Origin of the sequence: Candidatus Filomicrobium marinum (genome assembly GCF_000981545.1) — a bacterium.
Classification (GTDB): domain Bacteria; phylum Pseudomonadota; class Alphaproteobacteria; order Rhizobiales; family Hyphomicrobiaceae; genus Filomicrobium; species Filomicrobium insigne.
In genome coordinates this window covers 3,784,186-3,798,157 of the sequence record NZ_LN829119.1, presented here as the reverse complement: position 1 = coordinate 3,798,157, position 13,972 = coordinate 3,784,186, and the positions used below count along the sequence as shown (strand labels likewise).

Genomic DNA, 13,972 nt, shown 5'->3' with positions numbered 1-13,972 from the left:
AGCCGTTTTGAACACCCGGTTTGACATCATGTCCCATCCCAACGAGACACCGCAAAGTTCAAGACTGATCCATGAGGACCGGCGCCGGGGGCGCGGCGCCCGCTCCAACGCCACCGGTCGTTTTGAAAATCAGACCCGCGAAGAATTCGACGATGGCTGGGAGGGCTTGCAAAGCCTGGACGGCTTCACAACGCGACTTCGCACCGATACCGCCCGAACCATCATCACAACTAATGACAGCCCTGACATCTCGTTCGACCAATCCATAAATCCATACCGAGGCTGCGAGCACGGCTGCATCTATTGCTACGCACGCCCATCCCACTGCTACTTGGGACACTCCGCTGGCCTGGACTTCGAAACGGAACTCTACGTAAAGCCGGAAGCCGCGCGCTTGCTGGAACGGGAACTCGCCAAGCCAGGCTATCGTGTCAAAACGATCGCGCTTGGAACCAACACGGATCCGTACCAACCCGTCGAACGACGATTAGCGATTACGCGCAGAATTCTCGAAGTCTTGGCCGCGACCGACCACCCCGTGGCCATTGTGACCAAATCCGCTCTCGTCACCCGTGATATCGACATACTTGCGCCAATGGCGGCCAAGGGCTTGGCCAAAGTTGCCCTATCTGTCACGACGTTGGACCGCAAGCTCGCCCGTGCGATGGAACCGCGCGCCGCGACACCTCCCAAAAGACTCGAAGCCATCCGCCAACTCAGCGCTGCCGGCATCCCGACCTTCGCAATGGTCGCCCCCATCATCCCAGCCCTCACCGATCATGAAATCGAAGCCATCCTCAAGGCCGTCCACGACGCTGGAGCCTTGGCGGCTGGCTACGTCCTGTTACGCATGCCCCTAGAAATCAAAGATCTTTTTCGGCAATGGCTCGAAACCGAGTTCCCTGACCGCGCACGGCGCGTGATCGCGTTAATGCAATCCATGCATGGCGGCCGCGACTACACGTCAACCTTTCACATGCGCCAACGAGGAACCGGCCCCTACGCCGAGCAGATCGCAAAACGATTTCGTCTGGCACTTAAACGCATCGGAATGGATACGCCCAACCTGCCGTTGCGAACGGATCTGTTCCGCAGGCCCACACCTCAAGGCGGACAATTTCCCTTGCTCTAAGGCACGTTGAAACGCTGGGTTAGATGCGTAAAACTGCACCCGCGAGTCTCAATGCGGTAACAGGCGTCGCCAAATCCCGTTGAAACTCGGCGTACGCGCTTTGCTTCTGAACCCCGGCACGGGAAAATCGCGGAATGAAGATTCGCGATTCACGCCTGCTGCCGACATTCGAGCTGGAGAGCGCCGAAATGGCTCTCATTCCGGGACCTATTGCCGGCATTGATGAAGCTGGTCGCGGACCTTGGGCAGGTCCGGTGGTAGCGGCTGCCGTGATTCTCGACCCCGACAACATCCCGGACGGAATTACCGATTCCAAAGCTCTCGACGAGAACGGGCGCGAAACGGTCTACGCGCGGATCGTAGCCACAAGCAGTTTTGCGGTAGGCATCGCAGACGTCGCACGCATCGACACAGACAACATCCTCAACGCCACGATGTGGGCTATGAGCCATGCTGTATCCCAATTAGAAATCGCCCCAAGGTTGGCTCTGATTGACGGCAACCGCGCCCCGAAAATCAAGTGCGCCACACGCACCATCGTCCGTGGTGACGCGAAATGTCTTTCGATCGCAGCAGCTTCGATCATCGCCAAGGTCACGCGCGACAGGATCATGCGTAAGCTCGCACGCGACTATCCAGCCTATGGGTTTGAACGCCACAAGGGTTATGGCACCCCCGAGCACCGTGAAGCTCTGAGCCGTCACGGCGTCACACCCCTGCATCGTCGCTCATTCAGACCCGTGCAATACGCACTGGGCCTCATCGCCGATCCAGATAACAACGCGACCCGTGCCACAGCGGAAGCCGACCTGATTTAAAACGCCCGGCAAACACGCGGACATTCCGCGTGCTTACTGGAAGTACGACATGATGACGACAGCGCCGAGCATCACCGTTGTCCAGAATGCCATCGTGCCGGTGGGCCACGTCCGTCCAAAAATGCCCTGTGGCCCATGATGGCTATGCACGAGGCGGTAAAGCCGCATCGCTGTCGCCGTCACCAGATCCACAAACCATTCCCAGGTGTATCCAGCAAAGCGATCGAGGAAAGCCGCAATGGCCGGTCCTGGCCGCCGCCATAGCCAATCCACGTCAAGCGTAATCGTGTTGGTTTGCTTCAGCCAGCCGAGCGTCAGGTAGAAGGCCAACGCGCCGAAGAGCAGGAGCTGAAGCTGATAGACGATATGGTCCGGCGTATAGGGCTCGTAATCCACCGGGTAGGGAAGCATCCCGTAAAGGGCTGCCGGGAACACCCCGATCCCGACGCAGAAGATCGACAGAATGATCATCGCCAGGCCCATATTCCACGGCGGATCTTTCGGCCGGAGACCAGAGTCCTTGTGGAAAAAGACGAACCAGGGAACCTTGATATCGGGCAGGAGAACACCTGCGGAAGCCACGACCAGCAGGAGATACACAGTCTCCATATGCTCTTTCGCAGCAGCACCGCTGATCAGTGATTTGGCGATAAAGCCTGACGTCCAGGGAAATGCCGAAATCGAAAGCGCGCCGATGATGCAACACACAGCCGTCAGCGGCATCGAACGGAAGAGGCCTCCGAGTTCCGTGCACTTGCGCTTACCGGTGGCCAGAAGCACTGATCCCGTCGCCATCAGCAACAGCGCTTTGTAAATGATGTGAACGAAGGCATGTGCCGCAGCGCCATTGAGCGCCATCTCGGTGCCGATACCGATCGCGATCACCATGAAGCCAACTTGGTTGACGATCGAATACGCCAGGATGCGCCTCACGTCGTTTTCCAGGATCGCGTAGATAATCCCGTAAAACACCATGACAAAGCCGATGGGAATTAGAATTTCCGTTCCGGGAAAACCGCGCAACAGAACGAAAACCGCCACCTTTGTCGTGAACGCGGACAGGAACACCATCCCCGTCCAAGACGACTCTGGATAAGCATCTGGAAGCCACGCCGATAACGGTGGCGCGCCGGCGTTGATAAGAATTCCAGCCAGGATGAGCATGCGCGGCACGGTCGACGTATCCATCGCTGTAAACGCCGTCGATCCAGTGGCAGCGATCTCTCCTGCAATACCTGCCATGAGCAGAGCGCCGCCCAGCATATGGATCGCGGCATAGCGCATCCCTGCCGGTCGCGCTTTCGCGCCGCCACACCAGATAACCACCGTGGACGCGATCGCCATCACCTCCCAGAAGATGAAGACGGTAATCAGATCGCCGGCCATAGTGACGCTGATGGCGCTTCCCGCATAGACAAACGCCGCAGCCAGTTCGAGCGTATTTTGCTGCCGAAGCGCGAAGAGCCCGCCCAAGAATCCCATGAGGGAAAACACAGTCGCGAAAACGCGCGCCAGTTCGCTTGTCTGAACGAGGATGAGCTCAAAGCCAAGGAAGGGAGTTGTCAGCGTTGCGCCCAGCGGCGGCGTCCAAACGAGCCAAAGCGTCACAACAGGCAACACAATGAGCACGAGCGAGCGCAAGCCGACGCGCGCTAACAGCGGCATCAACAGGCCGCCTAAAATGAGGACTAAGCCGGGAGGGATGATCAGACTAGTTGTCATAGTAGCTGTCTGGCCTCTTGAGCAGCGTGCCGAACATCTTTGCGACGGCGATGAGTGCCATGCACGTCACGAAACCAACCCACGCCCCAAATCCAAATGTGCCATCGATGCCGAAGTACGAATGATGCTCAACGGTAAAGTCGGCGAGCACGAGGAGAACAAGCGCGGCAATAAACAGCTTCTTGAGCAACCCGATCGTCGCGGGCCTCGCGAGCCAATAGTCTTCGCCTCTTTCTCTATCTTTGCTCACGATCACCCCGCCACCATTAGTTGCGCCAGATTGAAGGGCACGCTCGGGAAGAAGAACAACAGCACCGTCATCGATGCCGTCACGGTCAACGCAACGACGATGGGCCAAGGCGCCTCGCCGTGATCGTCATTATGACCGGCGTATTGCGCGCCCACTGCGTGCCCGGCAACGACCTTTTCGGGCTCGCGAAAGAATGCCCGGATAATAATGGGCAAGAAGTAGCAGGCGTTTAGCACCGTAGACAAAACGATGACCGCGATGACGAGCCAGTCCTGTGTCGTTGAGGCAGCCGACAACATGAACCACTTTCCGAAAAAGCCTGCTGTGGGCGGCAGGCCAATCATCGCGAGAGAACCGACAGCAAAGGCTGTCATCGTCCAAGGCATCTTCCAGCCGATGCCATTGAGCTCGCTAATCTCGGTCTTATGCGCCGCCGTGTAGATGGAGCCTGCCGCAAAGAACAACGTGATCTTCGCCACGGCGTGCCCAGCGATATGCATCGCCGCCCCGATTACGGAAATCGGCGTCAGAATCGCCGCTGCCAACACGATGTAGGAGAGTTGCGAAACCGTTGAATAAGCCAAACGCTTTTTCAGGTTGTCCTGCCGCAGCGCGATGATCGAAGCTGTGAGAACCGTGAAACTCGCAGCCCACAAAAGCCACGCGCCAGTTCCGGCCTCCGCAAGCGTCTCGATACCGAAAATGAAAACGATCACCTTCAGAACCGTGAAGACACCAGCCTTCACCACGGCAACGGCATGGAGAAGGGCGCTGACGGGAGTCGGCGCGACCATCGCTGCGGGAAGCCAGAAATGACCTGGCATGAGGGCTGCTTTTCCGATGCCGAAAATAAACAGCACCAGAAGGCCGCCCATAAGGACCGGACTGACCTTGTCAGCGAAAATGCCGCCAGGCGTAAAGTCAAGCGTCCCGGCAAAAACCCATGTCGCGATGATCGCCGGAAGCAAAAGCACCATCGACGTGCCAACGAGCATGAACAGATAGACGCGCCCCGCCTTGAAAGCGTCGGGAGTCGCTTTGTGCGTCACCAACGGATAGGTCGAGAGAGTGAGCAGCTCATAGAATATGAAGAGCGTGAAGAGGTTCTTCGAAAAGGCGAGCGCGATCGTGGCGCCCAGCGCAACCGCAAAGCAAACATAGAATTGTGTCTGCCGCGGCTCGTTGTTCCCGCGCATATACCCGATCGAATAGACCGAGTTCACGACCCACAAAGTCGAGGCCACGAGCCCGAACAGCAGCCCCAATGGCTCGACCTTGAAAGCAAAATCGAGCCCAGGGGCAACGCTGAACCCAACGATCTCAGGCCGCGCCCCATCGATGACGTGCGGATAGAGATTCCAGACGACCGTCGCGAGTGCGACCGCCGCTACGAGCGTGACGCCCTCCCGAATATTCGGCACGCGCCAACACAGCGGAATGAGAACCGCCGCAATGTAAGGGATCACAAGAGCGGCGAGCATCAGTTGCTCAGGTGTGAGGCTAAGCATTATTTGAGCCCCCCAAGCAGCAACGTCGCGATCTGGTTGCCGATATCGACCGTCAGGCGCGTATCAAAACCGAGATAAATAGTAGCCGCAGCCAGGAGAAGCAGTGGAACCAGCATCGACAATGGCGCTTCCTTCGCCTCTGCCGCCGCTGGCGAAGGTGCACGAAGCCACATCACCTCAACGAGCTTACCGACATAGATGACAGAGATAAGCGAGCTGGCCACGATCAAAAACACAAGAAGCCATGATCCTGCTTCGAGCGCTCCCATCGCGAGATACCATTTGGAAATAAAGCCTGCGGTACCCGGCGTACCCATAAGTCCGATACCCGCGATCACAAGCGCACCCATCGTCAAAGGCATTCGCCTGCCGATTCCTTCCAGATCGCTGAAGCGCACGGAACCGATACGATAAAATGCTGCGCCGAGAGCCAGAAACAAAGCCGTTTTCATAACCGCGTGGTTCGCGACATGCGCAAACGCCCCCGTAAGACCGGCCTGATTGAAAAGCCCGATGCCGAGCGTGATGTAGCCGATCTGCGCAACCGAGGAATAGGCCAGCATCCGCTTGGCGTTATCTTCGAACACCGCACTGAAAGAAGCGATGAACATGGCAGCCACAGATAGTACGATAAGGATCTCAGCCACCGGCAAGCGATCAAACGTGAGCGCGACGCCGAACACCTCGAACATCACCCGCACCAGCAGATAGATCGCCACCTTTGTGGCCGTGCCCGCGAGGAACACCGTCGCGAATGATGGCGCATAGGCGTAGGCATTGGGCAGCCAGACGTGCAACGGGAACAACGCGAGCTTCAAACTCAGCCCGACAAAGATAAAGGCCAACGCTGCCAGCAGCGGCTCCAACGGCCAAACCAGATCCGACGTCAGTCGCGCTGCGATATCGTCGAAGTTCAGCGATCCTGTCAGCAAGTATAAAAGGCCGACACCTATGATGTAGAGCGTCGCGCCGATCGTCCCCATAATGAGATACTGGTAGGAGGCGACAAGGGCGCGCCGATGCCTGCCCAACGCAATGAGGACGTACGTCGACAGTGACGACACTTCGAGGAAGACGAAGGCGTTGAACGCATCATTCGTAATGATGATCCCAAGCAGGCCCGCAAGGCACAGCAGATACATCGTGTAGTACCAGGACTGCTGATGGGAATCGATCTCACTGGCAACGCTCTTGCGTGCAAACGGCATGATGACCGCAGCCGCGCCCGACACCAGGCACAGCATGAATGCGCTGAGGACATCGACTTTGTAGACGATGCCAAAAGGCGCTTCCCAATTACCGAGTTTGTAGTAAATCGGCGCGCCGGCGGCCTGCACCTGCAAGAACAAAGCAACAGCAATAAACGGCAGAGTCCACGTGACAATCAGCGTCACAAGCCAAGACAGCGTGCCACGACGAATAAACGCTGTTAACAGCGATCCTAAGAGCGGGATAACGACCTGCAGGATCGGCAAGTGCGGCTGCAGATCGATCATATTTCCCCATCTTTCGAGAAGATTTCGTCTTCTTCGACGGTCCCGTACGCTTCATTGATGCGCACAGCGAGGGCCAAGCCGAGAGCAATCGTCGCCACACCGACCACGATTGCCGTAAGCATAAGGACGTGCGGCAAAGGATTAGCGTAGACTTGATATGCCCCATCATAGATCGGGGCCGTGCCACCGACGATTTTACCTGGAGACAGATAGAGCAGATAAACGGACGTCTGGAATAAGGATAGTCCTACCAGCTTTTTGATCATATTGCCGCGCGCAATCACGATGTAGAGGCCGGCGACCATCAAAAAGATCGTCACGAAGTAGTTGTAGTGCGTGGCGAACTTTTGGAGCGCTTCCATCATCGCCCCCTCTCGGCGAAAGCGTAGAACATAGCAATCATGGTTCCAGACACCGTTACCAAAACCCCAAGCTCAACGATTAGAATTCCCCATTCGTGGGCACGCAGAAAATCACCCGCAAACCCTGTGTAGTCCAAGTAGTTGTAACCGAGCAGCAAACTCACGATGCCCGTCCCGGCGTAGATCAGAACCCCCAACGGAATCATGGCTTCAACAAGAGCCTGCGGTACAATGTGCTTGGCTTTGTTCACCCCGAAGATGATTGCGTAGAGGATCACCATACCCGCCGCGATCACGCCGGCTTGAAAGCCGCCGCCCGGCCCATAATCACCGTGAAACTGTACGTAAAGCGCGAAGACCAGAATGAACGGCAGCAAGATCTTTGTGCCGACACGTAAGACAAGGTCGAGTTTCATGCCTCACCTTTCTTCTCAGTATCATCCTGTCCCTGCATTTTCTTCACGCGCCCTTTCAGCAGCAGCAATACACCGATGCCCGCCGTGAAAATCACGGTGGTTTCACCCAAGGTGTCGAAGCTACGGAAATCGGCCAACACAGCCGTCACGATATTCGGCGGCATCAGATGTTCTTTTGCCATTTCAATATACCGCGGCGCCGTGTGGGTATGAATTGGGGTATCCGCGATGCCGAACGGCGGAAGAGAGATAGACCCCCAAATCAGCGCACCAGCAACGACAATACACACGAACAATGGAAGCGCGACCTGCCTGACCGCAGGATACTCGACCGATTTTGTCAGGTGCAGCGTCGCGAGCAGAATGACTGTCGAAATACCAGCGCCAACAGAAGCCTCCGTCATCGCAACATCAACCGCATCGAGCGCGATCATGATGCTCGCCATCAGGAAGCTGTAGATGCTCGACAAAATCACAACGCTGAAAAGGTTGCGTTGTCGGATAATTGCCAGCGTCACTGCCGCGAGCAATGTCAGCAGCACCATGATGACGAAAACTTCGGGAGTGGCGACGACTTCAGGAGCAGCCTTTGTGTTCATGTCTTCGGCTCCACGGGGTCTGTTTCATTTTTTTCCGCCCCGCCCGGAGGCTCCCTGTTGCGTCTGTCCTCATCGAGCATTGGCTCTACACCAGCGTGCAACGCTGCTTGCGCCAACGCATGCGCCGCAACCGGCCCGATAAAGAAAAACAACAGCAATACGAATACGAGCTTTGCGCTGACGAGCGTAAAGCCTGCCTGCAGCATCAGACCGACGACAAGCAACGTCGCACCAAGAGTCTCAATGACACTTGCCGCATGCATGCGCGTAAATAGATCCGGCATACGCAGCATTCCTGCTGCGCCGGTGATAATGAAGAAGCTGCCGAGCACGATAAGGATCCAGCTGGCGATATCGACGATCTGCTCCATCATGCTTTCGTCTCCCTCTCTTCTTCTCCGTCATAGGCAAGGTCTCCATGACGGAAGAATTTGAGGACGGCGAGCATACTGATGAGATTGAGCAGGCCGTAGGTCAGCCCGACGTCAAGCCATTCTGGACGTCCGGTAAGAAAGCCGATCGCTGCAAGCAACAAGATCGCAAGGGTGCCGATGGCGTTTGCCGCAAGCACGCGATCGAACACAGTCGGCCCTCGGATTGCGCGCACCACCACGAGTATGATGGCAACGAGAATAGCGGCGGAAGCGACGAAAAACATTAGACGCGACCTCGCTCGAAGCCGCTGACATGTCGATCCATGTCGCCCCCCTCCAGATCGTCCGCCCCACCCCGAACGAGCGCATGGATCGTTAAAACGTTGCCCTTAACGTCAGTCGTTATGGTGCCCGGCGTGAGTGTAATTGAGTTGGCATAGGTTGCGATGCCGGCGGGCGTCTTTTGGCTCGCCCTCACTTTGGTCATGGTCGGTGAGATCGGCAGCTTCGGATCGATGATGATGCGCGTGACAGCCCACGCGGACTTCATGATCTCAATGTAAAGCCAGACAAGATAGCCCAACCACCTGCTGAGCAAGCCGATTGGATGGCCTTCAGCATCCACCACCCGCATGCGCGATGAGACGTAAACGGCCAGAGCGACGCTGCCGAGCCCGATAGCCAGCAAGAAGGGAGTGTAGTGCCCAGATAAAATCAACCAGAACGCGAACAAAAACAGCCCTAGGCTGACTTGCCTCATACACTTCCTCCTCGCCTCCGGGATGACGCCTGGCGGCTGGCCGCGACGTGCTAAGGCTTTTGCTCGCCCCCCATTATGAAAACAATCAGCGCGATGATCCGCGATCGCCGGGGGTTTCTCTGGTATCCCACCAAACGGGACGCCCCGCGTCAACCGACTAAAGTGCACCAATTCGTGAGTTTTTGTACAAAAGTCATCAGAATGAGGAGGGTGGGCAGTATCCCGTAAAGCTCAAAATGAGCATGGGAACAAGAGAGCGTTCACTGTAATTGAAAACAGCAGGATCGATACAGCACTCCCGCTGTTTTGCTGAACGTCCTTGTTCATCCTGAATTCACAATCCCGCCTCTAAAGTATCTCATTGTTTCGGAACATGCGGCAGCAAACTACGTTGTAGAGAGCAATGCCGCGCGACGAGATTAAATTGAGATGTCCCGCGTCGCATGATTGCATCATTGCCCCGGGGTAAGTAGGGAGACTAGAGATGAAAACTATCATGAAGTTCTTCGGCGTCGCGGCCCTCGCGCTTTCGATGCCCTTTATGGCGGGCCAGGCGTCAGCCGCCGAGGCTCGCATTGACGCTCCTGTCCAGCAGTCGCTGACGGGCAATGCAACGCACAACAAGGGCATGATCGTCGCCAAATCCGACGCGAGCGGAGAAAAGATCGTGGTCGCCGGCCGCCGTGGCCGCTGGGTTGGCCCAGCAATCGTCGGTGGTGTAGCCCTTGGCCTGGCACTGGGTGCAGCAAATCGTGCCCACGCGCATGATCACCGCCACTATCGTGGCCGCTATGATCGCTGCGATCGTTGGGCTCACCGTTGCCGCCGTGGTAATGACAACGCTTGCTATAAGCTAGACCGCTATTGCTACTAAGTTCAGCTTGATGGTGCGCTGAGCGACACCACCGCCAAGCTAAAAGATAAAATGGGCTGTATCGCGAAAAGCGGTACAGCCCATTTTCATTTATGCCCCACTATTCAAGGCCAAACTTCGAACCTGACGCCTTCATACGATCATGATATGTTCGTCATGCGTTCGCCTGAATCCGACACTACCAAGAGTCTGTGGATAACTTGACGTACGCCTTGGTTACGACTCGTTAACCACCCCTCCGCGATGGTGACGCTCGCCATCCTTCTGTACGGGCACTCAACCACCCGTCAGGTTTATTCTGTGGTCGTTTCAGCGTTTGGAAGTTACGTAGAACATGGTCTTGCGTCGGTCCCCCAAGTCTGCCCGCCCTCAACGTGATCGCATCATCATCGGGGACAGCCTCGAACAGCTCGCAAAAATCCCCGACGCCAGCGTCGATTTGGTCTTCGCGGACCCTCCTTACAATCTCCAGCTCGACGGCGAACTCCTGCGCCCCAACAACACCCGTGTGGACGGTGTCGACAACGACTGGGACCGCTTTGCCAGCTTTGCCGACTACGACGCGTTTTGCCGGACGTGGCTTGGCGAATGCCGCCGCATCTTGAAACCCGATGGCGCAATCTGGGTCATTGGCTCCTACCATAACGTCTTCCGGCTTGGGGCAACGATGCAGGATCTCGGCTTCTGGATCCTCAACGACGTCGTTTGGCGCAAGGTCAACCCGATGCCGAACTTCCGTGGCCGCCGCTTCACCAATGCGCACGAAACGCTGATCTGGGCCGCACGTGATCAGAAGTCACGCTACACTTTCAACTATGAGTCTTTGAAGGCTTTTAACGACGACTTGCAGATGCGCTCGGACTGGCTTTTCCCAATCTGCTCCGGACCTGAGCGCCTGAAGGACGATGACGGCCGCAAAGCTCACCCGACCCAGAAACCTGAAGCCCTGCTGAACCGCGTGTTGCTGGCCTCCTCCAACGTGGGCGATGTCGTCCTTGATCCGTTCTTTGGCACCGGCACGACAGGCGCCGTCGCCAAACGCCTCGGGCGCTCCTACATCGGCATCGAACGTGACAAGGACTACGCGGCAGCGGCCCGTGAACGTATCGCTAAGGTGCGCCAACTCCCCGCATCCGCCCTGGAAACACAGCCCTCGAAACGCTCTGAACCGCGCGTCCCATTCGGCACCATTATCGAGCTTGGCATTCTTAAGCCCGGCTCCGCCCTGTTCGATCCCCGCCGCAAGATCCGCGCCGAAGTTAAGGCCGACGGCACTCTAAGTTGGCAGAAAAGCCAAGGATCGATCCACCGCCTGGGTGCCCATGTTCAAGGCAAACAAGCCTGCAATGGCTGGACGTTCTGGCACTTTGAGACCGGCGGAAAACTCAAGCCGATCGATGAGTTGCGCGAACGCGCCAAGCAGCAACTTGGGCTCGCACGCATGCCAGCGTTGATCGCCGCCGAGTAGCAAAGACCCGATTGATAACGCCGGACGCGCCACCCAATTGTCTGTCCGGCGACATATTTGAGGCGACCAATCGCGCCAGAGTGGTGCGTGTTTGCAATTTCGCTACTGCCGAAACCGAACTAGGCTCTGGCCCAGTTGATCTTGCTCCGCTATCTGAGCAGGGGGAGTACGCATTTTGCGCATCCGAACTTAATCGGGATCGCAGATTGTGGAGGAGTTTTGCGTGAACACGTCCACCGGACCGGCTAAATTGTTGAACGACGTCACCGCGTTCAAGGCCGAAATAACCAAACCTGTCTCGACGACGAGCCAGCTCGCTTCAAACCTCGATCAGCTCTACCAGGCTTTCGAGCAGGTTGACTTTGCCCAATACGATATCGCCCAGCATCGCGAAACCGCGCCAGAAATCATGGCCGCGCTGTTCGATCTGCGCGTCGCCCTGCGCGGGCAAGTCGGGCAATGGCACGACGCCGGAGCGATGTCGCGGCACGCCATCAAACGTGCACGTGATTGCCTGCGGGCACTCCGCTACGCATCGGACATCGTCGGTGAATTATGGATCGGGTTTGCCAGTCTGCCCGCCGACGCAAAGACGTTCCGCGCCTTCACCGGCCCTCATCACAACACGCAAGTACCTGCTGCACTGGCCGGACCGGCGCGCCTACCGTTCCAATCCGGAGACGTCGTCCTCGTCCGAGGCCGCCTGCATAACTCGGCCGCGATCGCACGCATCGGCGACATCGACTCTCAGTTCAGTCACGTCTTCATCATTTACGTCGATCCCAACGGCTCGCACTGGGCCGTAGAAGCTCTGATCGAAGACGGCTCTGTCATCCAGCCGTTGGCGAAGGTGTTAGGCCACGACCTCGGGCGGGCCATCGTTTTCCGCCACCGCGACCCGGCTCTCGCCCAACGCGCAGCCTACGTGATCCATGACCGCGTTCGCCTGTCCTTGAGCCCGCAGGGCAAACACATCCCCTATGATTTCACCATGCGCCTGGACAACGATCCGCGCGCACTCTTCTGCTCGAAGCTGGTGCGGCGCGCCTATAAAGAAGCAAGCGACCACAAATTTATCCTGCCCACATTCCCGACGCGCCTCGACATGAAAAATCGTGACTTCGTCGATCGTATCGGCGTGCAAACGACCGAAACCTTCGCACCGGGTGAGATGGAATTAGAACCCGCCTTCGACGTCGTCGCCGAATGGCAGGACTACCGCGTAACCTCTGACCTGCGTCTGCAGGACATCGTCATGGACAAGATCTTTGAATGGATGGAACGCGACGGATTCCGTTTTAGCGAAACCTTCAAGATCCGTCTGATCTCAATATTCGGGCGCTTGTCGAGCTATCTCTCGAACGACGTCAAAGACATGATCGACAACATCATTCCCAAAGTGCCCTCGAACATGAAGAGAAGCGCTGTTGCGGCGATCGCGATGTTGCATCAGACGGCGCAGCCGCTTCTCGAAGAACTTCGCAAGTTGGAAGCGGACCGCATCCGTCAATCGGATCTGCCGATGCACCCGCGTGAGGTGAGAGACCACCTAGAGCGCATGCGCCAGGAAGCTGGCAAAGAAATTGGATATTTGAAGATCCCGCGCCGCTGAGGATAGATTTGTAATTTTGACATTTAAAATCAGGAATACATTATTCGCCCCTAAGAGCATGCGAACAATAGAAAAATAAAGCCATTTACCTGCGGCCTGCCGACACGGGAACATTGAAACCTGTCCCCGCGTTTCCTCGATGATGACTGAAAATCAGGCCTCGAGAGGTAAAAATGGCTGATCGCGACCTTTTAAGAACCACTGCCGCCGCCCTGTTGACGGCGGGGTTTATTGTGGCCCTCGACAAACAAACGGAAGCACAAGAAAAAAACGAAGGCCAAATCGCCTACAACAATGCTTGCCGCACATGCCACACTACGGATGAAGGCGACAATCGGCTAGGCCCCAATCTGCACAACATCATAGGGCGCAAAGCCGGTGCAGCCGAAGGATACAATTATTCATCAGCAATGAAAAATGCCGGCTTCACTTGGGACGAGGCAAAGCTTGACGCATTCATCGCAAATCCGGACGCTGTCGTTTCAGGCAACAATATGAAGCCGTTCTCCGGCATTACGGACGAGGCCGAGAGAAAGAAAATCGTCGACTATCTCGCCAGCGAGGGAAAATAGGAAACCCTC

General features: G+C 56.8%; 16 protein-coding genes. 6 read left to right on the top strand and 10 right to left on the bottom strand.

The window, feature by feature from the left end; translation table 11 throughout:
- Positions 1 to 28: 28 nt before the first annotated feature.
- Together YBN1229_RS17740 and YBN1229_RS17735 are read left to right on the top strand one after the other, a co-directional pair.
- On the top strand, positions 29 to 1,132 hold the full coding sequence (locus YBN1229_RS17740) for a PA0069 family radical SAM protein (protein ID WP_046479495.1): 1,104 nt from the start codon (positions 29 to 31) through the stop codon (positions 1,130 to 1,132).
- A gap of 134 nt (positions 1,133 to 1,266) precedes the next feature.
- The gene (locus tag YBN1229_RS17735; RefSeq protein WP_052744065.1) at positions 1,267 to 1,950 is read left to right on the top strand and encodes a ribonuclease HII; all 684 of its coding nucleotides are present in this window, start codon (positions 1,267 to 1,269) and stop codon (positions 1,948 to 1,950) included.
- 33 nt (positions 1,951 to 1,983) lie between these two features.
- Here the strand turns inward: YBN1229_RS17735 and YBN1229_RS17730 are convergent, their stop codons facing one another.
- Genes YBN1229_RS17730 through YBN1229_RS17685 form a run of 10 tightly spaced genes read right to left on the bottom strand, consistent with a single transcriptional unit; the run spans position 1,984 to position 9,437 of the window.
- A complete protein-coding gene (locus tag YBN1229_RS17730; RefSeq protein ID WP_046479494.1) occupies positions 1,984 to 3,672 on the bottom strand; it encodes a Na(+)/H(+) antiporter subunit D in 1,689 nt (562 codons plus the stop codon).
- Positions 3,662 to 3,922 carry a hypothetical protein gene (locus YBN1229_RS17725; RefSeq protein ID WP_076605429.1) on the bottom strand — a complete coding sequence of 87 codons (261 nt, stop codon included), beginning with the start codon at positions 3,920 to 3,922 and terminating at the stop codon, positions 3,662 to 3,664. The genes YBN1229_RS17730 and YBN1229_RS17725 overlap by 11 nt, the downstream gene beginning before the upstream one ends.
- A 2-nt stretch (positions 3,923 to 3,924) precedes the next feature.
- Positions 3,925 to 5,430 carry a proton-conducting transporter membrane subunit gene (locus tag YBN1229_RS17720; RefSeq protein ID WP_046479493.1) on the bottom strand — a complete coding sequence of 502 codons (1,506 nt, stop codon included), beginning with the start codon at positions 5,428 to 5,430 and terminating at the stop codon, positions 3,925 to 3,927.
- The gene (locus YBN1229_RS17715) at positions 5,430 to 6,926 is read right to left on the bottom strand and encodes a monovalent cation/H+ antiporter subunit D family protein (RefSeq protein ID WP_046479492.1); all 1,497 of its coding nucleotides are present in this window, start codon (positions 6,924 to 6,926) and stop codon (positions 5,430 to 5,432) included. Before YBN1229_RS17715 ends, YBN1229_RS17720 begins: the two co-directional genes overlap by 1 nt.
- The gene (locus YBN1229_RS17710) at positions 6,923 to 7,291 is read right to left on the bottom strand and encodes a cation:proton antiporter subunit C (RefSeq protein ID WP_244464962.1); all 369 of its coding nucleotides are present in this window, start codon (positions 7,289 to 7,291) and stop codon (positions 6,923 to 6,925) included. The genes YBN1229_RS17715 and YBN1229_RS17710 overlap by 4 nt, the downstream gene beginning before the upstream one ends.
- The gene (locus YBN1229_RS17705; protein ID WP_046479491.1) at positions 7,288 to 7,704 is read right to left on the bottom strand and encodes a Na(+)/H(+) antiporter subunit B; all 417 of its coding nucleotides are present in this window, start codon (positions 7,702 to 7,704) and stop codon (positions 7,288 to 7,290) included. The genes YBN1229_RS17710 and YBN1229_RS17705 overlap by 4 nt, the downstream gene beginning before the upstream one ends.
- A complete protein-coding gene (locus YBN1229_RS17700) occupies positions 7,701 to 8,303 on the bottom strand; it encodes a DUF4040 domain-containing protein (protein WP_052744063.1) in 603 nt (200 codons plus the stop codon). Before YBN1229_RS17700 ends, YBN1229_RS17705 begins: the two co-directional genes overlap by 4 nt.
- Positions 8,300 to 8,677: a monovalent cation/H(+) antiporter subunit G gene (gene mnhG, locus YBN1229_RS17695; protein WP_197540869.1), complete on the bottom strand. Its 378-nt coding sequence runs from the start codon at positions 8,675 to 8,677 to the stop codon at positions 8,300 to 8,302. The genes YBN1229_RS17700 and mnhG overlap by 4 nt, the downstream gene beginning before the upstream one ends.
- A complete protein-coding gene (locus YBN1229_RS17690) occupies positions 8,674 to 8,961 on the bottom strand; it encodes a monovalent cation/H+ antiporter complex subunit F (protein ID WP_046479489.1) in 288 nt (95 codons plus the stop codon). The genes mnhG and YBN1229_RS17690 overlap by 4 nt, the downstream gene beginning before the upstream one ends.
- Positions 8,961 to 9,437 carry a Na+/H+ antiporter subunit E gene (locus YBN1229_RS17685; protein ID WP_046479488.1) on the bottom strand — a complete coding sequence of 159 codons (477 nt, stop codon included), beginning with the start codon at positions 9,435 to 9,437 and terminating at the stop codon, positions 8,961 to 8,963. Before YBN1229_RS17685 ends, YBN1229_RS17690 begins: the two co-directional genes overlap by 1 nt.
- A 484-nt stretch (positions 9,438 to 9,921) precedes the next feature.
- On the opposite strand from YBN1229_RS17685, the gene YBN1229_RS17680 reads away from it, so the two are divergent.
- The 4 genes from YBN1229_RS17680 (at position 9,922) to YBN1229_RS17665 (ending at position 13,963) form a co-directional block, all read left to right on the top strand.
- Positions 9,922 to 10,311 carry a hypothetical protein gene (locus YBN1229_RS17680; protein ID WP_139165310.1) on the top strand — a complete coding sequence of 130 codons (390 nt, stop codon included), beginning with the start codon at positions 9,922 to 9,924 and terminating at the stop codon, positions 10,309 to 10,311.
- A 334-nt stretch (positions 10,312 to 10,645) separates the two neighbouring features.
- Complete coding sequence (locus tag YBN1229_RS17675; RefSeq protein WP_046479486.1) at positions 10,646 to 11,779, top strand: site-specific DNA-methyltransferase; 1,134 nt, start codon at positions 10,646 to 10,648, stop codon at positions 11,777 to 11,779.
- A gap of 223 nt (positions 11,780 to 12,002) precedes the next feature.
- Positions 12,003 to 13,391: a YiiX/YebB-like N1pC/P60 family cysteine hydrolase gene (locus tag YBN1229_RS17670; RefSeq protein ID WP_052744062.1), complete on the top strand. Its 1,389-nt coding sequence runs from the start codon at positions 12,003 to 12,005 to the stop codon at positions 13,389 to 13,391.
- Positions 13,392 to 13,564: 173 nt separating this feature from the next.
- Entirely contained in the window at positions 13,565 to 13,963 is a 399-nt protein-coding gene (locus tag YBN1229_RS17665; RefSeq protein ID WP_052744061.1) for a c-type cytochrome, read from the top strand.
- Positions 13,964 to 13,972 lie beyond the last annotated feature (9 nt).